This window comes from Paenibacillus sp. CMM36, assembly GCF_053570945.1.
The window spans coordinates 488361-514019 of record NZ_JBSEDY010000001.1; the positions used below are offsets into that span (position 1 = coordinate 488361).

Here is a 25659-nt window from a genome sequence, read left to right on the forward strand (position 1 = left end):
ACCATAATGCGTCAGGTCCGCGTCGTTGTTGTATATTTTAGCACAGTGTATCCCTTGGTTTTTTCGATAAAGCAGAGAGACCTGTCACAAAAAATAGGTCAATTCTGAAATCAATCTGCATAGGTATGTATTACACTTTTTTTAAGGGGATTGCATCATATCCTGAAAGGCGTGACGAGTGTAGCCATAATCATCCGGAGTGGAGGATAGTCATTACGCAGTCATGGGAGGAACCGAGCATGAATATTTTTGAACGCGTTGCGGAGTACCGGGCGGAAAACAACCGTCTGGCCTGGAGCGGCACTTTTAGAGAGTATATTGAGATACTCAAGAAAGACCCGACGCCGGCGATGACAGCTCATGCACGGGTTTACAAGATGATTGAATCTTTTGGTGTAGAAGAGGTTGGGGGACATAAGCGATATAAATTTTTTGAGCAGGAGATCTTTGGACTGGATCGAGCGCTGGAAAAGTTGGTGGAAGAATATTTCCATTCCTCAGCCAGGCGACTCGATGTGCGCAAGCGTATCCTTCTTTTGATGGGACCCGTCAGTGGGGGGAAATCGACACTGGTCACGTTGCTAAAGCGTGGTCTGGAGAAATTTTCGAGAACGGATCAGGGAGCCGTATACGCGGTTGAAGGCTGCCCGATGCATGAGGACCCGCTTCATCTGATTCCCCATGAGCTGCGTCCCGATTTTGAAAAGGAGCTGGGTGTACGGATTGAAGGTAATCTCTGCCCATCCTGCCAGATGAGATTGCGCACAGAATTTGATGGCGATATTGAAAAGGTCCGCGTGGAGCGGGTGTTTATATCGGAAGAAAACCGGATTGGTATTGGTACGTTCAGCCCTTCTGATCCGAAGTCACAGGATATTGCTGATTTGACGGGGAGCATCGACTTTTCCACGATTACGGAGTATGGTTCGGAATCCGACCCGCGTGCGTATCGGTTTGACGGAGAATTGAACAAAGCAAATCGTGGACTGATGGAGTTTCAGGAAATGCTGAAATGCGATGAGAAGTTTTTGTGGAATTTGCTTTCTCTGACCCAAGAGGGGAATTTCAAGGCCGGGCGGTTTGCGCTCATCAGTGCAGATGAGATGATCGTGGCTCACACCAATGAATCCGAGTATAAAAGTTTCATTGCAAACAAAAAGAACGAGGCATTGCAATCAAGGATGATTGTAATGCCGATTCCTTATAACCTGAAGGTGTCTGAAGAAGAAAAGATTTACGCCAAGCTCATTAAACAAAGTGATATGAGACATATCCACATTGCGCCTCATGCGCTGCGTACGGCTGCCATTTTCTCCGTACTTACCCGCTTGAAGGAGACGAAGAAACAGGGGATGGATCTGGTCAAAAAGATGCGCATGTATGACGGTGAAGAGGTCGAAGGATACAAGGAAGCCGATCTGAAAGAAATGCAAAGTGAGTTTCTGGAGGAAGGTATGTCCGGGGTAGACCCGCGGTACGTCATTAATCGCATTTCTAGTGCATTGATTAAGCAAAATGTGGAATCCATCAATGCCCTGGACATTTTACGAGCAATCAAGGATGGTCTGGATCAACATGCCTCCATCACAAAGGAAGAACGGGAGCGCTATCTGAATTTCATTTCCGTGGCTCGTAAGGAGTATGACGAATTGGCGAAAAAAGAAGTGCAGAAGGCCTTTGTGTACTCTTTCGAGGAATCAGCCAAGACGCTGTTCGACAACTATTTGGATAACATCGAAGCTTTTTGCAATTGGGCGAAAATTCGCGATCCGCTTACAGATGAGGAACTCGACCCGGATGAGCGGCTCATGCGCTCTATTGAGGAGCAAATCGGGGTATCGGAAAATGCGAAAAAGGCATTCCGTGAAGAAATATTAATCCGTATTTCTGCGTATTCTCGCAAGGGACGGAAGTTTGAGTATCATCATCATGATCGGCTGCGAGAAGCCATTGAGAAGAAGCTGTTCGCCGATTTGAAGGATATTGTGAAGATTACGACTTCAACCAAAACGCCTGACGCTAATCAGCTCAAACGGATGAATGAGGTGATTAAACGACTGATTGAGGAGCATGGCTACACAGGAGCCAGCGCTAACGATCTGTTAAGGTATGTAGGTAGCCTCCTGAATCGGTAAGACGAAATAATAAATAAGTACAGCATGGTGAAACTTTGGATTGATCTGGATGGTGCCACACAGTTGTGAGGTTCCGATAAACGTGTTTTAGAGGGAATTCGGCAAGCACAGGGGGGTCAGGTGCCTGTCGAATTCTTTTTTTAGTATCATTAGGCAGCGGAGAGTGCCTGCAATATTGCTTCTTCGCAGGAACATACAGAGGAATTGGCTTCGTTCACGAAGCTGATAAAACATGGTGAAGGAATTGGAAATGCTACAGCACTCCTCGGAAATGTTAAAGGTGTAAGATGTGGTTTGAAGACTATCCTTACGTTGGAAGCTTACTATTGCAATGATTCAGTCATAGACTTTTTCCATTCCATATGAGCCGCAAATACTCTTTTCCATAACTCGTCCCGTTCCTGGTGACTGTAGTTAACGAGCGGCTCGCCAAATACATCTGCCAACACTTCCAGCCACTGCGATTTTTGATCCAGCTCTATTTTTTCCAAACCGTTTAGCCCGCGCTTTTTCCAAATACATCCTCTGAGTTCATTCGCCTCTAATGCTTGCCTTTGCCGAATCAGAAATAGGTCAAACCATGGAGATTCCGCTGAGCGGCTATAGAAATGATGTTTCGGCATGAATTCTTCCAAATCCTGAACAACCGCAGGAGCAAAATCAACGCCAACAAATGAAGCAAGCGAGTCATGCTCTAACCGCCAACCTTTTGTAACAACCCCGGATTCCATGACTTTATAATGAAGAGGAGCCTGTTCATAAGTTCCCATACGGAGTGGAAGAGGCTCATATGGCATATCGCCCAGCCCGACATCAACAATCCATACTTCATCTTCATGATGCTCATTTAGCAAGTTCACTGTTAGTCCAAGATGAAATGAATTAATGCGTGGTTCAGCTCCCAGAGGTTGTACCCCGGCACGATGCAGAGAAACTTTGTACCCTAGTGAATATAGTAGTGCACTAAAGGCACCATTCAGATGAAAACAATAACCACTTCTCCCATGTAGAATGAGTTGAATAGATTCTTGAAAACCAATGGCTGCCGGCTTCCTTGCATAAATGTCCAATGTTTGCCATGAAAGATGTTTTACATGAGCCTTATGCAGCTCAACTAAATAGGGAAGGGTAGGAGGCTGAATTTCGAGAATTCCGATTCTGTTTAAATAAGCTTTTATTTCTTCTTTTGTCATGGTGTACATGTACAATCACCTCTATTGTTAGTTTCCCAAATTCTCTTCTCGAAACCATTGAGCATTGAGTCTTAGCATCATTGTAGAAGGGGGAAGTGCTGTTTACAATGCTATAAATTTTTGATTGTACCGGTACAGTTAGCAAGTCGATTAGCTTTAGCGGCATGCGCTTTTCCTGTAGTTGTTGTCAGAACACAAAAAAACAGACCGTTTCATCGGGTCTGTTTTTTTGTTTAGTTCCAAGCTGACCGATTATAATAGTGATCTGAGTTCACGTCGGTATTTGTTCAAATGAACGAACGAGGGAATGACTCGTTTGGCAGAACGGAAGCCGCCTATTCTGATATTGCGGACCACATGATAGGGAGAGATCAATAGTGCGTGAAGCAGATGCAAATCATGGGTGCTCAATGGACGATATCGTTGATAGTAATCTATCGCGCGCAGCATCTTTGTCCCATTCCAAAGACAATTCCGATGAAGAAGATGGGAGAGATCTTTCATCCTTACATGTAGGGAGCAATTTTCAAAGTCGATCAAATGGATTTTGAGCTGTTTGTCTTTAATCAGGTTGGGATAATTATAGTCGCCGTGTATAAATGCGGCGGCTTTTTGCTCCCGAGCAATGGCTTCTCTAACTTTGGGCTGCTGTAGACGATGGGACACTTCTTCACAAAGAGCTACGAGATGTGCTGTGCCTCTGTATGGGATGAGGCGTTTTTTGTATCCAGCTATTTCATCGCTCAAGCCTTCATAACGGATTCTGGATGGCGGAGCTTCAGTGACAGGAAAGCCCATGGCACTGGAATGGAATTTGGCTAAAGTAGCAATTCCCTTTTTGAAGTCTATTCTTTTTGTGAATTCTGGTCTGAGTCCATGAACCCAATTGGTTAATGTATACGAAACACCTTCATAGGTCATGTAAGCCGTTTGTTGTACTGTTGGATAGACCTTTTGGCTGCGTGTAAACCCGCGCTCATCCAGGTAGGACAAGACACGTGTAATAAAACGGATCTCTTCTTCCGGGAATTTGTAGGGTTTTAAGCAATAAGTCGTATTAGCGGTCTCAATCTTGTGAATGTCCTTCATTTGACGGGTACGCTGAATTTTGATTCCATACATCTGCTCAACGTTCGATAAAATCGACATTTTGCTCCTCACTTTCTTTTATACATGAGCCCACTCCTGCAAAATATGGATGATTTGTAATCGAAGAGGCCACGACTGATCCCAATGGTCCAGGATTTCACGATCTCTTGAACGGTGCGGGTGTCGGGAAGCATGCCAGGCTTCTCGTGGTAGTTTATATAAAGCCGTAACAATCTTCCGTTCAGTTCGGCTTAGTGGCTTGCGTTTTTGGTATCCCTTCAGCAAGGACTGCACAAATTCAGGATTGAATTGAGTCGTATTCATAAGGGCCTTTGCCAAATCAGCATAGACTGAGCCGATCTTAACCCGATCCCAATCAATGATTTTGAGATGACCATCATCCGAAATAATGACATTTGGGGTAGTGATATCACTGTGTATCAAGGAGGGGTGCCGATGTTCCATCCGAAGTAGCCTTATGATGGATGCATCCTGCAAATCCTTCCATGCTCGCCTGGATAAACGTTTGCAGTTTTCGCCGTGAGCATTGTACCAGTTGCGGTACGTTTTATCATGGCGACTGTTTTTTATCATTTTTCTTTGAAAAAGACGATCCTGGTTTTTCCATATCCGCAATTGTTGAATGGTCGGAGGAGACTTTACTTTATCCATCCGATGCAAGCCGGTGGAGGTGGCGTGAAGTGTGGCAAGTGCCCGCCCCAGTTTTTCGAAATCTTCAGCGGTCTCCAGTCCCCGTCCTTTGACCCACTGGCTTACATAAAATGGCGTTCCTTGATATAGAGTCCATAACTTGCCGGAATGAATGGGGAGCCATGCGGGCATGTAGGTATACTTTCTCTTTTTCAAAAGCCTTATATGGCTCGCAGCTCGTTCCATCTGTTGAATCGTATTTGAACGGACCATCTTTGTACGACTAAAAGGTTTTAATGCATAAGTTCCTTTTTTCGTTTTCACCTGGATCACTGCATTTTTTCGGTATAATGATGAGACTAAGCTTGATTTTAATGGAATCAGGCCGAAACGACGGGTGATTTTGCGAATCTGTGCTTTAGTATAGGATTTCGCCATAAGAACCTCACTTGACTTTGAATTGAAGAACAAGGTAATCCTCTGTTAGTTATCAGTCTATTCATAAGGAAATAATAGGTGCAGTTTTATGAAGCTATCTTCGTTCTTTTCTTGTGTCACATGGGTCAAAAAAAACGGAGCAGCGAAAGTTCGCTGCTCCGTTTTAATTAGCTCTGTATTTAGTTACCCTGATTATTGACCTGGGTGATAATATTCGTTGTCAACATCTTCGTCTGTATCCACGATTGTGCCAGATGATGCATGGATTTCAAGTTCAACGGTTCCTTCGTTGGTGAGTACCTTTACCTCGTAGATGAACTGTCCATCTTCCTTATCCAATTTAGAAGACAAAAGGGTACTCCCGGGCACGTGTTTAAGCGCAATTTGCCCAGCCTGCTTTTCAGTCAGGGTGATGTGATTTGGCTTGTTAAGGATGGACTCGTCATTCGAGTCATGATCAAGCTCAGAATGGGAACGGATGGTTTTCCCAGTATAAGCATCAACATCTATATCCCAATCTTTATCTCCTTGTTGGAGATCCACCTCATAGTAGACCTTTCCGTTTTTGCGCTCCAGTTCGACATCTTCAACTTGTGCATTATTCCCCACAGCTTTCTTGGCAATGTTGGCAGCGGCGGTCGCTCCAATAAGACCCGTAGGTTTAGCGGCCCATACGGCACTCGCTGAGACACCCGTAACCGTAACTCCAAGCAGAACCGTGGCTGCCATAATTCCTAATGTATAATTTTTTTTCATTACATCATTCCTCCTTGTGCTATAGCATGAATACAGCTTATCTCTTGAACATGAGAGGAACATAATAGAATCATGAGAAAACCATGAGAAACATGAGCTAAGATGATCGTCAAATCGTCATGATTCGTCGTGCTCCTGTTTTTCTTTTTCCCAAGTTATAGAGTCAATAGAGCCCGATACTGCATTGACCTGTACTACTGCTTCACGCCCATCTTTTACCTCAACCTCAACCAGATAGTAGAGGCCTTTGTCGTTGCGATGAAGCTCAATATCATCGGATGTTCCGTTAACTGCTTGGGCAGCAAGCTTGGCTGCTTCTTTCTCCGTAATGACGAGAGAAGCTGGGTCAGGTTTATTAGTTGGATTCGATGTGTCTCTGGTTGGTGAGGTACCGGGCTTGTGGTCCTGGGGCTCCTGCTTCGCATCTGTATAAGCCTGTGCCCGCTTAATGGATTCGATGACACCGTCATAGGCATTGGCTCTTATATCGTATTTCCCTTTGGCGCGTTCCAGCCTGATCAGATAAAAATCACCCAAGCGTTGCGTTTCAAGCACCTCACCGGGATACTGATGTAAAACGGATTGGATGACGGCCTTTTCTTCCAATGGAGAAGCTGCTAACGACCGTGCCCAAGGCCACTGTAAAAGACAAATTGTGATCAATACAGCCGCCAGCGTACCCCCAATCATCCACACATAGATGGCTTTCATCGTTATTTCCTCCTTTGGCTTATTATTTTGGAACGGCAGGGAGGATGATCGTTGCAGTTGTTCCGCTTCCCTCTACACTTTCTAGCCCAATTTGAGCATGTATAGCTTGTGCAATTCCTGTAGCCAATGATAAGCCTAGCCCAGCCCCACCTTCCTCGCGGCTTCTGGCTTCATCCACACGATAGAAACGGTCGAATACTTTAGATAACTTTTCTTCCGGGATTCCAATTCCTTGATCTGTGATTTTTATGCAGGGTTGAGTTGTGCCGTCCACGGTATCAATCATCAGGTATATCGGCTCGTCACTGTATTTGCGTGCATTATCCAAAAAGATAAATAGGAGCTGCTTCAGCTTATTTTCATCGGTATAGCCATTGCAGTCTGCCTGTACATCCAGTTGAATTTGTCGGGCGAACGCATTTTCAAATGTAGTCTTTAATTCTGTCGCGATGCTGGTCAGGCGTACAGACTCCAGCACGACATTCCACTGTTCTTCGTTTCTGGCCAACAAAAGAAGCTGCTCTGCCATGTCCTTCATTCGGATCGCCTCGGAATGGATCGCTTCAACGGATTCGGCAAAAATCTTGGGATGCTGCAACCCCCGCCGTTTGAGCAGGCTGGCATAACTTTCAATAATGGTGAGCGGCGTCTTCAATTCATGGGACGCATTAGATACAAATTGTTCTTGCCTGACGAAATTTCGCTCCAGCAGTTCAATCATGTCATTAAATGTTTCACCCATTTCGACCAGTTCGTCGCGTGATGATGAATGGAGCGGAAGACGTTTAAATTTCCCGCTGCGCTGAATTTCTTTCATCGTGCTAATCATAGATGTAATGGGACGTGTAATCAGTCTGCCGAGCAGTCTTCCCGATACCACGACAGGAATGAGCGCAATGCCAGTGACAGCAACAAGTACGATTCTGAGTACCTGTAGCGTCTGCATCGTCGGTTGCAGACTTTCGGTCACCTGGAGATTGACAACCTCGCCATTGGTCCAAATCATGGGGAGCGATACAAGAATGTAACGGTTGCTTTCATAGGTAATGATGCGAACCTGCCGTGTTTCATCAAAAACGCCCTTCATCAAGCTAAGAGATTGCTCGGAAGAAGAGGTGATAGGGGGAAGAAAGTCGCCTTCTGGTTTCATTAGCCGAAGCATGCCATCCAGCGGTACATAGGCTCGGAGAAGATCCTCAGCGGCTACGGATACCGGAGCACGTTGAATCCCACGAATCATGTTCTCTGCTGCGGCCTCTACCTGGTCTTTTCGACTGTCTATCGAAAGTTGGCTGAATAGGAAATAGACTGAGAAATGAATGGCCACAAGTAAAATCCCGAATAATAACGAGGTATACGTATGGATTTTGTTTTGTAGCTTCATAAGGATTCCTTCAGAACATAACCAATTCCGCGTACAGTATGGATCAGCTCAGGGAGCTGGCGCGTAGGGTCGATTTTATTGCGCACGTAGCGAATATACACATCGACCACATTGGTATCGCCCATATAATCTATACCCCATACATTTTCCAGTAATTGTTCGCGGCTAAGTACCTGTCGCTGGTGTCTAAGTAAATGAACGAGCAAGTCAAATTCTCGCGGTGTAAGCTCAATGTTGTGCTCTCCTCGAAGAACTTCACGAGTACCTTCATGGAGACGTAAATCCCCGGCACTAAGCCATTGATCTACCACTTGTGGAGCCATGTCTTTCGTTGCACCCACTCTGAGTGCGGCCCGTACACGTGCAAGCAGCTCTTCGATCACAAACGGTTTGGTAACATAATCATTGGCTCCCAAATCGAGTCCCTCGACCTTATCTGCAATGGAACTTTTAGCCGTCAGCAAAATGACAGGAACGTTTGCATCATGCTTACGAATCCTCCGAAGTAGCTCGATGCCATTGAGACCGGGAATCATAATATCCAGCAATACTAGATCCCAATTGCCTTTGCAATACGTCTCCAACCCATCAATTCCGTTTTTTTCTTTACATACTTGATAGCCTTCAAATTGAAGCTCGATCTCTAGAAGCCGGGCAATCTTCTCTTCGTCTTCTACGATCAAAATAGAATGTTTCATGATCATGCCCTCCTGTAGGCGAATAGCTGATACGGAAGTATTTTAGCATATACGGACAGGTAAGACACTTCAAAGCGCAAGGCAGTGAGGGAAGAGATGTTTATACTGCGTCATATTTCCTTGACATTAAAAAGAGTCAATGTCTAATGATGGCGCTATGGAAAGTTGGAGTAACATAAGTTCAGGTCGCGGGCTTGCCCTTTGTCGCCAGGAGCGTAAAATAAAATGAAGCGAGAGCAGGGAGGGCAGGACATGGATAAGAAAATACTGATAGCGGACGATGAGGCGAGCATTCGAAATGCGCTGGCTTATGCGTTAAAGCGAGAGGGCTTTTTGGTGGAAACCGCCGTTGACGGGGAGGACGCCTTGGAAAAAATACGTTTGTTCCATCCGGATGTGCTCATATTGGATGTGATGATGCCCAAACTGGGTGGATATGAGGTGTGCCGCCGTTTGGAAAGTCGGAAGGGCATCGGTATTTTACTGCTGACGGCCAAAAACGATATCGTTGATAAGGTACTCGGACTGGAGCTGGGTGCGGACGATTTTATGAGCAAACCGTTTGATCTGAGGGAGCTGCTCGCTCGTATTAAAGCATTGGTACGGAGACTGGAGCGAGAAGGAGCACCTGCCCCGGAAGGAACAGAAATGGTACTCGGCCCATTACGGGTACGTCCGTCCAGCCGAACAGCTGAACTTGGAGCCATAGCGCTGGATCTGACCCCCAAGGAGTTTGATGTGCTGGCGCTGTTGGTATCTCATGCCGGAAGGGTGTATACACGGGACGAGCTGCTGGAGCAGGTATGGAGCTTCGATTATGTGGGAGGAACGCGGACGGTGGATATTCATATCCAGCGTTTGCGCAAGAAGCTTGAGCCGCATCAGGCGATATTGCAGACCGTGTATGGTATCGGCTATAAGGCAGAGAAAATGACGTGAACGAACATCATTCACTCCATCAGCAAGGAAACTCGCGGTCCACCGACCAGCAGAAGCGTAAACGCAAACCTACAGGCTTGAGCCTGCGTTGGAAATTTCCGCTGGTACTGGCGGCTTTGCTGCTGTTTACTGTCGGTGTGCTGAGCTGGCTCGTGCTTACTGGTATTCGCGCTAACCAGACAGATCAAATGGAACGCAGCTTAAAGCGTCAGGCCGAAATTGTAGAAATGCGTGTAAAACAGTCTTACCTGTTGGGAGTGCGCCAATCACCGGAAGACTTTATGAAGAAGCAGGCACCTGGGCTCGCAGTGGAACTGGGCGTATCCAGTAATATGCGCGTTATTTTATATGATGGTCAGGGGCATGAGGTTGGCAATTCTCTACCGCTGGCTTTTAGAACAGATGTCAGCCAGGCGCTCTCCTATGCGATCCAAGGCAAAATTGCATACATTACGGAAGGAAGCGCAATCACTTATTTGGCTCCGCTTCAAGGTCCGGACGGCTTACTGGGAGTGGTACAGCTTCACAGCTCAATAGAAGCGCAGCAGCAGTTCTACCGGGCCATTGCCCACTTGTTTCTATGGACGGGGGGTGCGGTGCTGGTATTGAGCTTTATCTTAGGTTTAGGCTATGTCAGCCGCCAGACGAGGGACATCGGAAGACTAACTCGCGCTTCTGAACAGATATCGGCAGGGCATTATCCGGAAGCCAGACTGCTTCGGCGGCAGGATGAGCTGGGAAGACTGGATGAAGGAATGCTCCAGATGAGCCATGTGATCCGGGAGAGCATTACCGCGCTGGAAAACGAAAAGCTTCGGCTGGAAGAAACGGTTCAGCGTTTGAGAGAGCTAGAGCAGCAGCAAAAATCTTTTATTGGAAATATCAGTCATGAACTAAAGACCCCGTTAACCTCTATTCAAGCTTATGCTGATTTACTGGATATGTATGGGGATGATCCTGAACTGGTGCGTGAAGCGAGAGAAAGCATCAGTAAGGAAACAAAACGGTTATACGAGCTTGTCGAGGACTCGCTGCGGCTATCTGTGCTGGATAAATATGATTTTGAATTGCATACGGAGGTTGTGGAACTGCATTCGTTACTGGAAGATGCGGGGAGCCATATTCGAGGAAAAGCGGCAGCGCGTAGACTGGATTTTTCGATAGATACCGTTCCAGCCCAGGTGTGGGGAGACCCTAAGCATCTGATGCATATTGTACTAAATTTGCTGGATAATGCAGTAAAGTATAATCAAGACGGTGGATGGATTACGTTATCGAATCGGGTAGAACAGGACACTGTGATTGTGTATGTACGCAATTCCGGTCCGTGGATTCCTAGGGAGCAATGGGACATGATTTTTGAGCCGTTTGCTACTTTAAGTCGTGATCGATCTCGCCAGGACAGCGGTACGGGACTCGGTCTTCCTCTGGCACGCAGACTGGCGGAGCGCATGGGGGGAGAGTTGCAGCTTACAGCTTCAGATTATAGTAGCTTGGAAAATGACAACAGGCATACAAATGTAAGTGGAAATGAATTTTCGCTTAGACTCCCTCTCTTGGTTCACGATGGCTCCCTGTAAACGGCCAACTGTTAGCACAGGGCTAGAATGGTGTCTTGTTTACAACTTGGAAACAATTCGATGTATTCATGAGATGTTCGGGCATTAAACTGGGGGTATCGTTAACAAGGAGGCCGTTGTACATGATAAAGAAAAACATAGACAGCTATGGGCAAAAGAACGGTTCCTCTCATCGCGAAGATTCCCGTACAAGAATTTTCAGACAGAAAGCCACTGGGCTGCTTATGACCGGCTTAATCGCCGGAGGATTGCTCAGCGGTTGTGGCATGAAGAGCGCAGGAGAGACAAATCCAGCATTCGGTATGAAACCGGGCCAACAGCTTACTGTGATTGACACGGATGCAGCCCAGCAGCAAGTAACGGACGAGCTGGTGGTATCGTCTATCGACAGGCTGGGGGATGTCTACGCGAGGTCTTGGCTGAGTGACGAAGAGCTGATTGTGGAGCGTAAAACCCAGCTGTGGATTCATAATGTAGAGACAGACAAGGAGCGGATTTTAACACCAGGTCGTAAAGCTCCACAGTTACTTGCTGTGGTATCACCGGATCAGCGCCATGTCTTCTTTACTGAAGGTAGCCCCAACAGCAAATATGATATTCAGGGCTACATTTTGGAACTAAGCAGTGGTAAGGTTACATCGATTGGCAAGTTGGATATGACTAACGAAGTGAGCTGGAGCGATGAGAATCATCTCATTACAGGCACACCGGATGGTAAAATCCGACTGATTGGTCTGGACGGCAAAGCTGAAGAATTGAATTTTCAAGATCCGAATCGCTCTGAATTGATGTCTCATGTTGAAAAAGTGGGTAACGCCATATTTTATACAGGCAGTGATAAACAAGGGTATCCAGTGCTGAATCGGTTCACCCTTAATCATCCTCAGGCTGTGACCATTGCAGAGGGTGCCATGTCCTTTGCCGTGTCGCCTGACGGTAAGTCTATTGCCATTGAAAAGCGGAAATGGAATACATCCGAACCAGCCCGTATGATCATTTTGGATGAACAGGGCAAAGAGAAAGGAATTGTCGGGCAAGGTACTTTAATGAGTCGTGGAAGCTGGTCCAGTGACGGGTCCAAGCTTGCTTTTTCCATTTATGATGAGGATCAGCAAGGCATGAGAGGGCTGTATGTATTTGACCAGTCCACGGGTAAAACCACTCCGGTTACGACCAATATCCAATCCTATGACAGCCCAACGGTATGGAGCCCATCCGCCCGGTTTTTATCCATGTACCAGAACATTTCGGAAGGTGGAAAACAGCTCAATCAAAGCTATATCGTCGAATTTAAGGAAAAGTAGTAAAAGGCGTATATCCGTTTGTTCGGAATGCGCCTTTTTAAATGCAGACTGGCTATTGATTTTATATGAGAATCAATTTCATAACTCATTAAAGTTTGATGGTTGTAACTAGAAATAGACAAATTAAAACATTTTGATCTATATCTAGTTTTAATTGAAGCAGCTAGAGGTATTATGAAATTGATGCATGACTATACAAATTTACGATGATGCTTCTTACCGTCATATGAGAATAAGGCGAGCTTACCCTCAATCATCGTTTCCAAATGAACGGTGCGCCCCCACAGCTGATATACATACGGAAGCGTGCGCTCCATATATTTTAAATCTAGCTCAATGCCTTCGTACTGGTGCTTGAGCTTCAACTCGCCCGTATGCAGGTAATCTCCATCCTCGACGACGATATAAGGGGAGCCTCCATTCACACGTGAAAACACGAGCTGATCCCGTATGTTTTCCCAGGATTTATCGGTAATTTTCCAATCAGGTCCTCGTTTCTCAAACACGTACAGATCCAAATCCTCTGTCAGCTTCTTGGTCATGTAATTGCGTATAAAAGAGGTGTCTGAGTCAAACTCTCGCACCTCGAACATTTTAGCTCGACCCTCGCCCGGTTTGCGCCCTTGTCGCTCTTGCTCCTCACGGGTTGGGTTATCCCAACGTTTTTCAATATCCTCAAATATTTTCAGTCCCAAATAGTACGGGTTCAGGCTTTGCTTGGAAGGCTGTACGACAGAAGCGTTCAGCATCGCAAATTCAACGGTTTCCTCCCCGGTCAAATCCAGTTCCCTGACAATCCGCTGGTGCCAATAGGAGGCCCAGCCTTCATTCATGATTTTGGTCTCCATTTGGGGCCAGAAATATAGCATTTCGTCCCGCAGCATCGTCATAATATCTCGCTGCCAGTCCTCCAGTACCTCGGAGAATTCCTGAATAAACCAGACGATATCTTTTTCAGGTTCCGGTGGGAACTGGCGTACCTTAATACCCTCGGTCTCGGCCGAATCATGCTGCTTTACTGTGTCCAGTGACCACAGATCATCGTAAGGTCCGATGGGACGCTGGTGTTTTTTGGGTTCTTTTTGCTCCTTGATTTTGAGTTCCATATAGCGCTGTTTATCCAGATGCCTTGGTTTGATAAGCTGTGGGTCTACATGCTCCTGTATCGCCAGTACAGAGTCAATGAAGGATTCAACAGTCTTTGAACCATATTCCATTTCATAGCTGTTGATTCGATCTGCTGTGGCCGACATACTCTCCACCATATTGCGATTAGAAGCTGAAAAGCGGGCGTTGTGTTTGAAAAAATCACAGTGTGCCAGTACATGAGCGACAATTAGTTTATTTTGCACCAAAGAATTTCCTTCCAGCAGGAAGGCATAGCAGGGATTGGAGTTAATGACCAGCTCATAAATTTTGCTCAATCCAAAATCGTACTGCATTTTCATCTTGTGAAACGTTTTTCCAAAACTCCAGTGGCTGAAGCGCGTGGGCATACCATAGGCTCCGAACGTATAAACAATATCCGCCGGACAAATCTCATATCGCATCGGGTAGTAGTCGAGCCCGAATCCATCTGCAATCTCCATAATTTCTGATATCGCATATTCTAGCTCCTTCTGGTCGGTGCTCATCCCACCGTTCCCCCTTCCCGTTTGCGAAAAAAGGTGCGTAAGGCTTGGTATACCTCACCTTTCTCCTTGATGACATAGTACATAAACTGATCCTTTTTAATATTCTTGTAGGCTGACATCAACGTGCTGCTGCGATTATATTGATTCACTTCGCCATAGCCGAACATATTGCTCCGCTTTATAAGTTCCTCGATTAGCTTCACGCACCGCTCATTGTCCGAGGTCAGGTTATCGCCATCCGAGAAATGGAAGGGATAAATATTGTAGCTGGAAGGAGGATATCGTTTATCGATAATCTCTAGGGCTTTCAAATAAGCGGAAGAGCAGATCGTGCCGCCACTTTCTCCGCGGGTAAAAAATTCTTCTTCCGTAACCTCTTTAGCCTCGGTATGATGCGCGAGAAAGACAATTTCCACCTTTTCATACTGACGGCGCAAAAAGCGGGTCATCCAGAAAAAGAAGCTGCGAGCACAATATTTTTCAAAAGCGCCCATTGAGCCTGAGGTGTCCATCATGGCTATAATGACCGCGTTGGATTGGGGAATGGTCTTCTCTTCCCATGTCTTGTAACGAAGATCGTCCGGACTAATATGATGAATGCCGGGCTTCCCTTCACGGGCGTTGCGGCGTAGATTTTCGAGAATGGTTCGTTTCTTGTCAATGTTCGCTTGCATGCCTTTTTTACGTATATCATTGAACACGATAGATTCAACCTCAATTTGATCCTTGTCTTTTTGCTGTAAATTCGGCAATTCCATTTCCTCGAACAGCATATCTTCCAGCTCTTCTATGCTGACTTCCGTTTCCATAATATCGTGTCCCGGCTGGTCGCCGGCTTTCTCACCTTTACCAGGCTTCTGGGAGGCAGAATCACGCCCGATGACATCTCCCACCTGACTATCTCCATCCCCTTGGCCTACATGCTTTTGCTTTTGATAGTTATAAATGAAGCGATATTCATCCAGGCTGCGAATCGGCACTTTAATAATCTGTTGACCGTCCGACATAATAATATTTTCTTCCGTTATCAGATCGGGTAGATTTTGCTTAATGACATCTTTGACCTTCTGCTGATGACGTTGCTGGTCCTGGTACCCTTTGCGATGCAGCGACCAATCTTCGCGGGATACGACGAATGAATATGGCTGGCGTGGTTCTGGCATTATTAGGCACCCCCCCAAGTGGATACACGGCACAGTTTGGCCTTGTTGGTTATTAAGTATATTCACGGGGATGAACGATATGTGATGGAACTCGATTTAAATTCTGCCCGTTTGCTTTTATAATGAAAGTAAAAAATGTAAAAAAAGAATGGAGAACCTTGGGTTATGGAAGAAATTGCAGTACTTATAGTAGACGATGAGCAGGGATTGCGGGATATGCTGACAACGGTGTTAAAAAAAGAAGGGTTCCTTCAAGTTAAGCATGCTGCAACGGGGCGGGAAGCGCTGCAAGTCGTGATGGAATCTCATATAGATGTGATTGTACTTGATGTCATGCTGCCTGATAGCGATGGGTTTGAGATATGTCGTCAAATGCGTCTATATACGGATGCCCCTATTCTTTTTTTGACGGCAAGAGATACAGATCTAGACAAATTAATGGGGTTCGGTATCGGAGGAGACGACTATATTACCAAACCGTTTAACCCGCTGGAAGTCGTTGCCCGTATGAAGGCACGAATGAAATATCGGAAAGTTTCGACAGTGGCCATGAAACCGACCTTACGCACTTTAGATTTTGGATATTTTCGACTGGAACTGGAATCCGGTGTGTTGTATGTGGAGGACAAGCAGGTCGAGTGTCCGGCACGTGAATGGCTGCTGCTGGTATTTTTGTGCAAGCACCCTAACCGTATTTTCAGTGTACGGCAGCTTTACGAGGCGATATGGAGCGAGGCCTTCTTGGGTGATGAGAAGACCGTAGTGATTCATATCTCCCGTTTGCGGAAAAAAATAGAACCTGATCCCAAGCACCCGCAATCTTTAATCAATGTAAGGGGGCTTGGTTATAAAATGATGTCAGTCAAGATGGAGGAATGAGGATGAACTCTCTGGTTAAGATGTCCTTCCGTTTTATGAAAGTAACGTTATGTTTTGTACTGGCCTATGTCCTATGTTTTGTTATTTGCACGATCTTATATATTTTTATAAAAAGTATATTTGGAGCATCTCAAAATATAAATATTAATCTATTCTGGACAGGACTTGGTATCGTGCAGAGTGTTGTGTTCATAGCTGCCTACGGATGGTATATAGGCAAACCTTTGGTGTATGTAATTAAATGGATTGGAAATATTGCGACGGGGGAATTCCAAGCACCGCTAAGTGAACTGGAACTACCGGAGCGCAAAAAAAAATCAGAAAAATAGCTATAAACCTCCGTATCAATTGTATAAAGAAGTTTTTGAACAAATGAACATCTTATCGTCTCAATTGCGCAGCAATGAGGAAGAGAGAGTGGAATTAGAGAAACGAAAACAGCAGTGGGTAGCAGGTGTCAGCCATGATCTCAAAACACCATTATCTTATATTGAAGGATATGCGGCCATGCTGACTGCTCAAGAGTATGATTGGTCCGATGAAGAAAGAAGAAGCTTTAGTATGAGTATCAGTGAGAAAGTGACTGAAATGAAGCAGTTGATTCAGGATTTGAATGCTTCTATGCAGCTTAAGGAAAGTCCACTGCCCGTCCAATTGGAGAAGGAGGACATTGTGGAGTTTCTCCGTAGTGCAGTCATAGATATCGCTAACCATCCTTCGGCTGAGCAATACGAATTTTCTTTTACGTCCATGGAGGCGACTTGTATTATGTCCTTCGATAGCAAGCTATTAGGCAGAGCGCTGCAGAATTTTTTGATTAACGCCATCATTCATAATCCTCCAGGTACACACGTTTCCATGGAAGTGAACAAAGAGAACGATAAGCTTCATATTTCTATCGAAGATGATGGAATAGGAATGAATCCTAATGAGTGTAAGCAGGTATCTCACTCCGAAGGGCATGGAATACCTATTGCCAAAAGCTTTATTGAAGCGCACAACGGAACGCTTCATATCCTTTCAGGCAGTAAAGCGGGTACAAGGATGGAGATTTCACTGCCGCTAAACAACTAACTTTGTAACATCGAATCTCACATTTTGCAGTGTGCTCGATTTTTTTGCCTGTTGTTTAGGGACTGTTTACTTGATGTTAACTTTACTTCAGTAAACTGTATGTAACTTAAACTTCAGCATTAGAAGTCGAGAGGAGATCAGGAAGTGTCTGAATATGTAATACATACACAGCAGCTAACTAGGCGTTTTGGAAAGCGGGAATTTGTAAAACGAATAAATCTCCAGGTACCTGGACAACAAATTTATGGGTTTTTGGGACCTAATGGGGCGGGTAAAACAACCACGATTCGTATGCTACTTGGGCTGATTAAATCCACCTCCGGAGAAATTGAGATTTTTGGGAAAAAGCTGAAGGATCAGCGTATGGAAATATTAAAAGATGTTGGTTCCTTGGTTGAATCACCTGCCTATTATGCCCATTTATCCGCATATCGAAATTTGGAAATCGTTACAACCATGCGTGGACTGCCGACCCGAAGAATTCATGAAGTGCTGGATTTAGTGAGATTAACCAAGGATGCGTATCGTCCGGTAAAAGGATATTCCTTGGGGATGCGACAAAGACTGGGGATTGCTATGGCGCTTATTGCCAACCCCAAATTATTGATACTTGATGAACCGACGAATGGTTTGGACCCATCTGGTATTCAGGAAATTCGGGAGTTAATTATGAGCCTCCCTGGTGCTTACGGAATGACGGTACTGGTTTCGAGCCATTTATTAAGCGAAATTGAGCAGATTGCAACCTATGTAGGAATTATTAATCAGGGTGAAATGATTTTCCAGGGAACGATGAAGGAACTCACCGCCAAAAGCAAGCCTCAATTATTCATTGAAACCCCAGATCCTGTTTTGGCTGCCGGTGCACTGATTCAGCATGGATGGACAGCCGGAGCTGAATCGATTGAACAAAATGAGGTCGTGACCCCTATTGTAGATCGGCAACAATCTTCGGAGATGATCAAGGTGCTTGTGGAACACAATCATCCCATTTATCGGGTCACAGAGAAGAAAAAAACATTGGAGGAGATATTCCTGGAGCTGACAGGTAAGGAGCGAAGCTTATGATACTCCGGGTTATAAAGGCAGAGGGGCTTAAGCTGAAGAGAATATGCTGGTGGATTCCTCTTATACAGGGGTGTGTACTTACAGGCATGACTGCTGTGGAATGGTATCTTTACTTTCGGCAAGGACCAGGAGGTGTCTATGCTGGTTTTGCTGTTATGTTTATGTTCCTTTCGTTTGTGATGCTGCTTGGCGGCACACTTTTGGCGAGCATTATGGCCGGTACAGAGCATGATACTCAAACATGGAAGCAACTTATGGCCATGCCTGTTCCCAGAAGTTATATCTATTTATCCAAAATCGTATGGATCGTGATTCTGCAATTGGGTACCGCCTTGATCACTGTAGCAGGTATGAGCCTCATCTGGGTGTTATATACAAACGAACCCATTCCTTGGCGAATCATGCTCTTACAGCCGATTAATGCAAGTTTGGCTACCCTACCAGTACTTGCAATTCAACTTTGGTTGTCTACACATTTCACTAATCAGGCATTCCCATTAGCGTTTGGTATATTCGGTTCTATTGCAAGCTTGTTTTTGGCACGCACAAGTATTCTGTGGATTAAAATATTGCCTTGGTCGTACCCTGCACTATCAAGTCCTCTGATGAAGGAACACATGATTTGGGTGATTGTTGCTTTAAGTGCAGGAGTCATCTTTACGGGACTTGGTACATTACAGTTTACCAAGCACGAATTCAAATAGAGAGGAGAAGATACATGGGCTCTATTTTACGCGTAGAGATGATAAAGCTTCAATGGATCATGGTATGGATTCTCATTATATTAGATGCGGTCATAAATTCTTTAATGGGAGTCCTGGAGCTGAACGATTTGAAGCAGTTTTTTTCGCCCAGTTGGTTAACTTTATATACTTATTCAGCGCAATTTCACTCTATGTTTTTTTATCCGCTCTATTGTGGAATTATCGCTTCTCTTTTGTGTGCTTATGAGCATCGGGATGGGGGATGGAAGATTTTATTAAGCAGCCCGTATCCTCGTCAGCAAATTTATTATGCAAAATATATATTGCTCATTCTCATACTGGGTCTTGATCAACTTATATTTGTAGTAGGCTATTTTGTAAGTGGAAAGATAGCAGGTGCTCCAGGAGAAATCCCTTGGTCTGTCGTTCTTTCTACCGGTTTGGGAGGGTGGCTCGGGATTTTCCCCCTAGCAGCACTACAGCTTATGCTCTCGATAAAAATTCGGAATTTTGGAGCTTCTCTGGGGATGTCTATTTGTTGTGTGGTTCCTAATATTGTCATAACAGGCTTTCACTCTTCCATAGGTGCGTGGTTTCCTTTTACGATTCCTTATTATATTATGATGCCGCAAACAGCGACTTATGCACCCAGAGTTGAGCCTTACAGCCTCGGATTGATTGTCATTTTTACGTTTTTAGCCTATCTGTATGGTGGGAGAAAGATGTTTGTGAATAGGGACTGGTTGTAGTTAGGATAGCATGAGGATGTAATCCATAAGCGATCCTTTCAGTCGACAAGTTAATTGAAATAAACAATGATTACAAAAATAACGACAAAATCTTGCGGAAAAATTGCGTTGTTTACTTTCAAATCAGATAGTAATATATAGAAGAAAGAGCACTTCTTTTGGAAAAAATGTGAAAATAAAAAAGTTTTAAATAATATTATAGGATACTTATAAGGGGTTGGTATATTGGATTATATATTGAATTGTAATAATGTTACAAAGAAGTATGGTAGTAAAAAAGCTCTTGACTCATTAACTCTTTCAATAAAGCTTGGAACTATCTTAGGACTTCTTGGTCCCAATGGAGCAGGGAAAACGACATTAATGAAACTCATCGTATCTCTGCTGAGGGATTATAGAGGTGAGATTCGTATTAAAGGTTTGAAACCTAGTGTTGAAACGAAGAAGATCGTTTCTTATTTGCCTGACAGAGAATTTCTTTACCAGTGGATGACCATCGAGCAAGCTATTGCTTTTTTTGAACATTCTTTTGTCGATTTTAACCGAGGTTTAGCATACAAAATGGTGAAATCATTGGGTTTGGATATAAACGACAAAATTAAATCTTTATCTAAAGGAATGCAGGAAAGATTAAGTATTTCCTTGGCTTTTGCAAGGAAAGCAACGCTGTATATTTTGGATGAACCTTTGGCGGCTGTGGATCCTTCTACACGGGATAAGATTATACAAATTATACTTGATAACTTTGATCCTACTAGTGCGGTTATTATAAGTACTCATTTAATTAATGATGTTGAAAAATTGTTTACTGATGTAGCATTTGTGAATGACGGAAAGGTACTGCTACAAGGAAATGTAAAAGATATAAGAGACGAATATGAACAGTCTATAGAGGAAATATTCAAGTCTATGATCTAAGATGAGGAGGATTAATTTTGCGAGTTTCATCTTACAACGAATATTTGCTATTAAATGATTCTGATGAGGAAAGTTATTTAATTTATAACAGCTTATCGAATGGATTCGGTGAAATACATAAGGGTTTGTATAATGCCTTAATTCAAAAAGATATGGACTATCTTGAACATTGTGCAGAGAAAGAACAATTACTTCAAGGTCAGTTCCTATATGTAGGGCCTATAAAAGAACTAGACCAGATAGAGGAACAGTTCAAAATAGTTAGACATCAGAATGAGACCTTGAATTTAACTATTTTGCCTACATTTAGCTGTAATTTTAGATGTTCTTATTGTTTTGAAAATTTGACTTCTAAATCAGGAAAGAGAGCTTTTTCGCAAAAAATACAGAATGAAATTCTGACTTATATAGAAAAGTCGGTTGAAGAATTACATTTTAAACGTATTATTGTGAATTGGACAGGAGGTGAACCATTACTTGAATTTAAAAATATAACCAGTCTTATGGAGCGTATAAACTTTATCGCTAATGAAAATAAAATATCTATTGATCATTTTATGGTAAGTAATGGATACTTACTTACACCTGACCGGGCTAAGAAATTGAAAGAATTAGGTGTTAAAAGAATCCAAATTACAATAGATGGATCAAAAAAAAGCCACGATCAAAGAAGAATATTAGCTAATAAAGAAGGCACTTTTGATAAGATAATAGAAAATATTAATAAATCATGTGAATTTATCCATATTACGATTAGAACAAATGTGGATTTGGATAATATTCATTTTATGAATGAGTATATGGAATATATGGGGAGGCAACTTTTCAAAGAGAAAGTAAGCATTTATTTTTCAGCAACTACTGAATATAGTGCAGGGGGGTGCGTCAGTAACAGCAGTTGTTATGCGAATAAAGATTTTTCAAAGGTAATAATAAAGTTATACGAAAGCGCATTAGAAAAAGGGTTGAATATATCTTACTATCCTCAGTATGAACCGGTTGCTTGCGCAGCAATCGCAGCTAACTCTATGGTCATTCAGCCAGATGGAGGTATTCAGAAGTGTTGGAATACGGTTGGAAATAAGAACTGTTTAATTGGACATATTAGCGAAAATTTTAGTATTGAACAACTTAATTCAAATGCTTAGTTTTAACTTTCGTCATCAATAAATCTGGAAAATTTAACTATAGCTATTAATATATTTGAAAGGAGGTGAGTTGAATGCGGTGGATTGTAAAACCTCAAAAAGTAATGAACTCTGTAACTCCTGCATTTTGTCTTGTAGATAACAAAAATTCTTGTGTCTTGTATGTTTAAACAAAATCTTCTGTATTACCGCCTGTTTTTTACTAAACAGGCGGCTATTTCATTGAAAAGGGGCTTAATATGTTATTTTCTCATATATTTAAAGTAGAAATCAAAAGACATTTTATGGTGTTTGCTATTCTTACGATCTTAAGCGGTATATTTAGTCTTCATTTTTTAATTAATAATCATCAACAATTAGCATTCTCTTATCTACTAATCAATATGGTTATAGGGATATTGATACCCATTTACATATTTATGGACTTTTACAATGAGTTTTTTATAGGAAAAATGACACTTAATCATATGCTACCACTCAAAACATCAAGTCTATTTTTTATTAAATCAATAGTATTTTTAATTGGAATTATGGTTGTATGGGGGGCAACTCTCATAGAGATTTTTCTTAATCCGCAAGGGTTATACTTAACGCGCATTGTGCAGTCAACTAGTCCTTCCGAAGGTATTTTATATTTATTTTGCTCAAAGTTTTTTGGAATGTTAAGTGGGCTTTCATTGATGGGGTTTGCAATCTCTTTAGCAAAATGGGTGAGTAAAAAGGTAGCGACAGGTCACCTATTGATTGCCTTTATTTTTATTGCAGTAATCGGCTTTCAATTTGCTTTAATAATAAAAGGGTCTTGGCATTGGAGCATTGGAACATCATCACTAGAATCTTTTAAACAGTACGCCAATATGCTTACAATAAGTACCTTTTCCAATCGACCAACCTTTCCCGACATTAAAGAAACAATTCATTGGGATTCAGTAGTAATGAATGTAATTGTTACAATAATTTCAGGAAGTTTTGCAGCTTTACTATTTAATTCAAAAAGGTACGAAATTTATGGTAAATAAATTGGTTTACATTCAGTGAGCCTTTATTTTAGCTCTAGGAGGCAAGGGGGTGATCGATATAAATACCATTGTAATCATAGAAAATCAATTGACTTGGCAAAATAAACTCAAAGTATGGATTGAGCCGGAAAAGGACATGTATGCATTTTTTTTTTAGATCGTATACTGATTTTATTGAAAAAGGTATATTTGAGGATTAGCAACTATTAGTTTGTGATATAGAATTAATCAGTTTGGATGAGCTGGAGCCCATATACAGAAGAGATCGGCCAATAATAATAAGCATTTCAAACCATAAGTCTCCCAAAATAAAGCAGTTATTGAAACTTGGCATCTCCGGCATTGTGTATAAGACAGCTACATCGGCACAATTGATGCGGACCATTCGTAATGCTTTAGATGGATTGGCTACGTTACCAATGGAATTATTTCAAAGCTTACATACCATTCCAGAATATGATGATATATTAATCAGCCCTAAGGAACGCTCAATTCTAGAAGGGTTAGCACTAGGAAAAAGCAACAAAGAGCTAGCAGCCCTTTTATATGTTAGCCAGAGGACAGTCGAATATCATTTGACACATATATTTAGTAAATTCAATGTTCATACAAGAACTGAGGCCGTAATGGCAGCTAAGTCTAAAGGAATAATTCATATGTGAATACCTTTTTCTGAAGGCAGGAAAATGACTTTATTTCTATTTAAATATAAATATAGGTTTTTTGTAGTCATTTTTATGATCAGTCTCGCTAGTTTGCTCGATATTTATCTAGCCTTTATATTCAAAAGTTTAATAGACACCGCCACATCGCAGGGGGAAAAGCAGTTTATTGAAATTTCCTTAATTGCAATAGGCTTCATTATAATTAACTCTCTCGTAAAAATGTTTTCCAATTTATCGCAATCTTCTTATCTCTGTAAGACGGTGTTGCTTTTAAAAGAGATTGTTTTCCAACATATTCTATATAAAGACCATTCTCAGTTTACTTCAAACCATAGTGCAAAGTACATTTCGATCATGAATAATGATATTAAAATGATTGAGGATGATTACTTAAAAAATATATTTTCTTTGACCAGTACAGGAGTTTCGTTTTTGGCGGCTCTTTTTGCTATGTTTGTTTTGAGTCCTAATATTGTTGTTATATTACTTTTACTTACACTAATATCTATTTTAATTCCACGTATTTTTGAAAAAAAAATCCGAGCTGGAAAACGAAATATTGCAGATGCTTTAGAAAAATTTACGATAAAAATAAATGATGTTTTTTCTGGATTTGCTGTTATTAAAAGCTATGGAGTAGAGCAACATGTGGAGCAGCAATTTAGTTTGAATAATACTGTCGTTGAAAATAATAAGTATTTATTTTTTAAATTAAATGCTTATGTAAGCTCATTGAGCGATGTATTTGGCGGAGTAATGTTTATCTCTGTATTTCTTGTTGGCAGTTTTTTATCCATTCGAGGAGCTATCACACTAGGTACTATGATCGCTTGTGTACAGTTGACTAATAAAGTTGTCAATCCAGTATATATGAGTATTCAATACATAACTCAAATTAGGGCATTGCGTGATATTTCGGCTAAAATATTAGAAATTTTACACGAAGATCAGGATGGTAACCAATATATAAAAAAAACATCAATAGAACACTCAGTTCGTTTTACAAATGTGAGCTTTGGTTATGCCCGAAATCACCTAAATTTACATGATATTAACATGGTTTTGAATAAAGGGGGGAAATATGCCCTTGTAGGGCCTAGCGGGTCTGGAAAGTCTACTTTGCTTAAGCTCCTAATGAAACAATATGATGATTATGATGGAATTATTTATGTAGATGATTTGGATTTAAAGTTCATATCTGCTGAGGATTGGTGTCGGTTAGAATCGGTTGTGCAGCAAGACGTTTTTTTATTCGATGGCAGTATTAAAGAAAATATTACAATGTATCAATCGTTCCAAGATGAGATTCTTTCCAATGTGATAAGTGCCTCTGGGCTTAATAAACTTATCGATAAATTGCCTTATGGTTTGGACACACAGATTGGTGAAAAAGGAGGGAGGCTATCAGGGGGAGAAAAACAAAGAATTGCGATTGCCAGAACCTTAATTAGGCAAACACCGTTATTACTCCTTGATGAAGCAACTTCATCTTTGGATAGTGAAACGGCGAATGCCATTGAAGAGGTGATATTAGGTCTCGAAACTATTACATGTTTGGTAGTAACGCATCGTTTGTCTAAAGCTGCATTGCAGAAATATGATAAGATATTTGTTATGTCAGATGGAAGAGTAGTAGAAGAAGGTTCCTTTGATTATTTAATAGAGAATAAAGGTTATTTTTATCATTTATATAAATTTGTAAATGATTCTTCAATAAATCAGACACAACCTATATATACTTGATTTCACGATTTAACTAT

At 42.4% G+C, this 25659-nt stretch carries 24 protein-coding genes; 15 read left to right on the top strand and 9 right to left on the bottom strand.

The window, feature by feature from the left end:
• The first annotated feature begins 239 nt into the window (after window positions 1-239).
• Window positions 240-2135: a PrkA family serine protein kinase gene (locus ACWA2B_RS02455; protein ID WP_340884849.1), complete on the top strand. Its 1896-nt coding sequence runs from the start codon at window positions 240-242 to the stop codon at window positions 2133-2135.
• A gap of 323 nt (window positions 2136-2458) precedes the next feature.
• Here the strand turns inward: ACWA2B_RS02455 and ACWA2B_RS02460 are convergent, their stop codons facing one another.
• From ACWA2B_RS02460 to ACWA2B_RS02490, 7 genes are all read right to left on the bottom strand, one after another.
• Window positions 2459-3337: an arylamine N-acetyltransferase family protein gene (locus tag ACWA2B_RS02460; protein ID WP_449291659.1), complete on the bottom strand. Its 879-nt coding sequence runs from the start codon at window positions 3335-3337 to the stop codon at window positions 2459-2461.
• 243 nt (window positions 3338-3580) lie between these two features.
• Entirely contained in the window at window positions 3581-4477 is an 897-nt protein-coding gene (locus tag ACWA2B_RS02465) for an aminoglycoside phosphotransferase family protein (protein WP_069012818.1), read from the bottom strand.
• Window positions 4478-4495: 18 nt separating this feature from the next.
• Window positions 4496-5506, bottom strand: coding sequence for an aminoglycoside phosphotransferase family protein (locus ACWA2B_RS02470; protein WP_318626819.1), 1011 nt, complete (start codon window positions 5504-5506; stop codon window positions 4496-4498).
• Window positions 5507-5698: 192 nt separating this feature from the next.
• Window positions 5699-6262: a PepSY domain-containing protein gene (locus ACWA2B_RS02475; RefSeq protein WP_318626818.1), complete on the bottom strand. Its 564-nt coding sequence runs from the start codon at window positions 6260-6262 to the stop codon at window positions 5699-5701.
• A gap of 117 nt (window positions 6263-6379) precedes the next feature.
• Window positions 6380-6973, bottom strand: a complete 594-nt coding sequence (locus ACWA2B_RS02480) for a PepSY domain-containing protein (RefSeq protein WP_449291660.1) — start codon at window positions 6971-6973, stop codon at window positions 6380-6382.
• Window positions 6974-6995: 22 nt separating this feature from the next.
• Window positions 6996-8357, bottom strand: a complete 1362-nt coding sequence (locus ACWA2B_RS02485; RefSeq protein ID WP_340954921.1) for a sensor histidine kinase — start codon at window positions 8355-8357, stop codon at window positions 6996-6998.
• Window positions 8354-9055, bottom strand: coding sequence for a response regulator transcription factor (locus ACWA2B_RS02490; RefSeq protein WP_069012810.1), 702 nt, complete (start codon window positions 9053-9055; stop codon window positions 8354-8356). The genes ACWA2B_RS02485 and ACWA2B_RS02490 overlap by 4 nt, the downstream gene beginning before the upstream one ends.
• Before the next feature lie 252 nt (window positions 9056-9307).
• On the opposite strand from ACWA2B_RS02490, the gene ACWA2B_RS02495 reads away from it, so the two are divergent.
• The 3 genes from ACWA2B_RS02495 to ACWA2B_RS02505 all read left to right on the top strand — a co-directional run bounded on the left by ACWA2B_RS02495 (window position 9308) and on the right by ACWA2B_RS02505 (window position 12878).
• Complete coding sequence (locus tag ACWA2B_RS02495; protein ID WP_029516529.1) at window positions 9308-9994, top strand: response regulator transcription factor; 687 nt, start codon at window positions 9308-9310, stop codon at window positions 9992-9994.
• Window positions 9991-11574: a sensor histidine kinase gene (locus tag ACWA2B_RS02500; protein WP_449291661.1), complete on the top strand. Its 1584-nt coding sequence runs from the start codon at window positions 9991-9993 to the stop codon at window positions 11572-11574. Before ACWA2B_RS02495 ends, ACWA2B_RS02500 begins: the two co-directional genes overlap by 4 nt.
• Window positions 11575-11696: 122 nt before the next feature.
• A complete protein-coding gene (locus ACWA2B_RS02505) occupies window positions 11697-12878 on the top strand; it encodes a WD40 repeat domain-containing protein (protein WP_342434998.1) in 1182 nt (393 codons plus the stop codon).
• Between the two features lie 191 nt (window positions 12879-13069).
• Here the strand turns inward: ACWA2B_RS02505 and ACWA2B_RS02510 are convergent, their stop codons facing one another.
• Both ACWA2B_RS02510 and yhbH read right to left on the bottom strand, forming a co-directional pair.
• Window positions 13070-14512 (bottom strand): SpoVR family protein, encoded by a 1443-nt coding sequence (locus tag ACWA2B_RS02510; RefSeq protein WP_069012807.1) that lies wholly within the window; start codon window positions 14510-14512, stop codon window positions 13070-13072.
• The gene (gene yhbH, locus ACWA2B_RS02515) at window positions 14509-15675 is read right to left on the bottom strand and encodes a sporulation protein YhbH (protein WP_029516533.1); all 1167 of its coding nucleotides are present in this window, start codon (window positions 15673-15675) and stop codon (window positions 14509-14511) included. Before yhbH ends, ACWA2B_RS02510 begins: the two co-directional genes overlap by 4 nt.
• A gap of 165 nt (window positions 15676-15840) precedes the next feature.
• Between yhbH and ACWA2B_RS02520 the strand changes: the two genes are divergently transcribed.
• The 11 genes from ACWA2B_RS02520 (at window position 15841) to ACWA2B_RS02570 (ending at window position 25642) form a co-directional block, all read left to right on the top strand.
• Window positions 15841-16554 carry a response regulator transcription factor gene (locus tag ACWA2B_RS02520; RefSeq protein WP_340931772.1) on the top strand — a complete coding sequence of 238 codons (714 nt, stop codon included), beginning with the start codon at window positions 15841-15843 and terminating at the stop codon, window positions 16552-16554.
• A 35-nt stretch (window positions 16555-16589) separates the two neighbouring features.
• On the top strand, window positions 16590-16883 hold the full coding sequence (locus ACWA2B_RS02525; protein WP_449291662.1) for a hypothetical protein: 294 nt from the start codon (window positions 16590-16592) through the stop codon (window positions 16881-16883).
• A 43-nt stretch (window positions 16884-16926) separates the two neighbouring features.
• Complete coding sequence (locus tag ACWA2B_RS02530; RefSeq protein WP_449291663.1) at window positions 16927-17628, top strand: sensor histidine kinase; 702 nt, start codon at window positions 16927-16929, stop codon at window positions 17626-17628.
• 144 nt (window positions 17629-17772) lie between these two features.
• Window positions 17773-18696 carry an ABC transporter ATP-binding protein gene (locus ACWA2B_RS02535; protein ID WP_190298922.1) on the top strand — a complete coding sequence of 308 codons (924 nt, stop codon included), beginning with the start codon at window positions 17773-17775 and terminating at the stop codon, window positions 18694-18696.
• A complete protein-coding gene (locus ACWA2B_RS02540) occupies window positions 18693-19400 on the top strand; it encodes an ABC transporter permease (RefSeq protein ID WP_449291664.1) in 708 nt (235 codons plus the stop codon). Before ACWA2B_RS02535 ends, ACWA2B_RS02540 begins: the two co-directional genes overlap by 4 nt.
• A gap of 14 nt (window positions 19401-19414) precedes the next feature.
• Window positions 19415-20149 carry an ABC transporter permease gene (locus ACWA2B_RS02545; protein WP_449291665.1) on the top strand — a complete coding sequence of 245 codons (735 nt, stop codon included), beginning with the start codon at window positions 19415-19417 and terminating at the stop codon, window positions 20147-20149.
• A gap of 225 nt (window positions 20150-20374) precedes the next feature.
• A complete protein-coding gene (locus tag ACWA2B_RS02550; RefSeq protein WP_449291666.1) occupies window positions 20375-21067 on the top strand; it encodes an ABC transporter ATP-binding protein in 693 nt (230 codons plus the stop codon).
• 17 nt (window positions 21068-21084) lie between these two features.
• Window positions 21085-22215, top strand: a complete 1131-nt coding sequence (locus ACWA2B_RS02555; RefSeq protein ID WP_449291667.1) for a radical SAM protein — start codon at window positions 21085-21087, stop codon at window positions 22213-22215.
• Between the two features lie 419 nt (window positions 22216-22634).
• Window positions 22635-23234, top strand: a complete 600-nt coding sequence (locus ACWA2B_RS02560; protein WP_152526695.1) for a hypothetical protein — start codon at window positions 22635-22637, stop codon at window positions 23232-23234.
• A 344-nt stretch (window positions 23235-23578) separates the two neighbouring features.
• Window positions 23579-23896 carry a response regulator transcription factor gene (locus ACWA2B_RS02565; protein WP_449291668.1) on the top strand — a complete coding sequence of 106 codons (318 nt, stop codon included), beginning with the start codon at window positions 23579-23581 and terminating at the stop codon, window positions 23894-23896.
• A gap of 24 nt (window positions 23897-23920) precedes the next feature.
• Window positions 23921-25642, top strand: a complete 1722-nt coding sequence (locus tag ACWA2B_RS02570) for an ABC transporter ATP-binding protein (RefSeq protein ID WP_341071847.1) — start codon at window positions 23921-23923, stop codon at window positions 25640-25642.
• Window positions 25643-25659 lie beyond the last annotated feature (17 nt).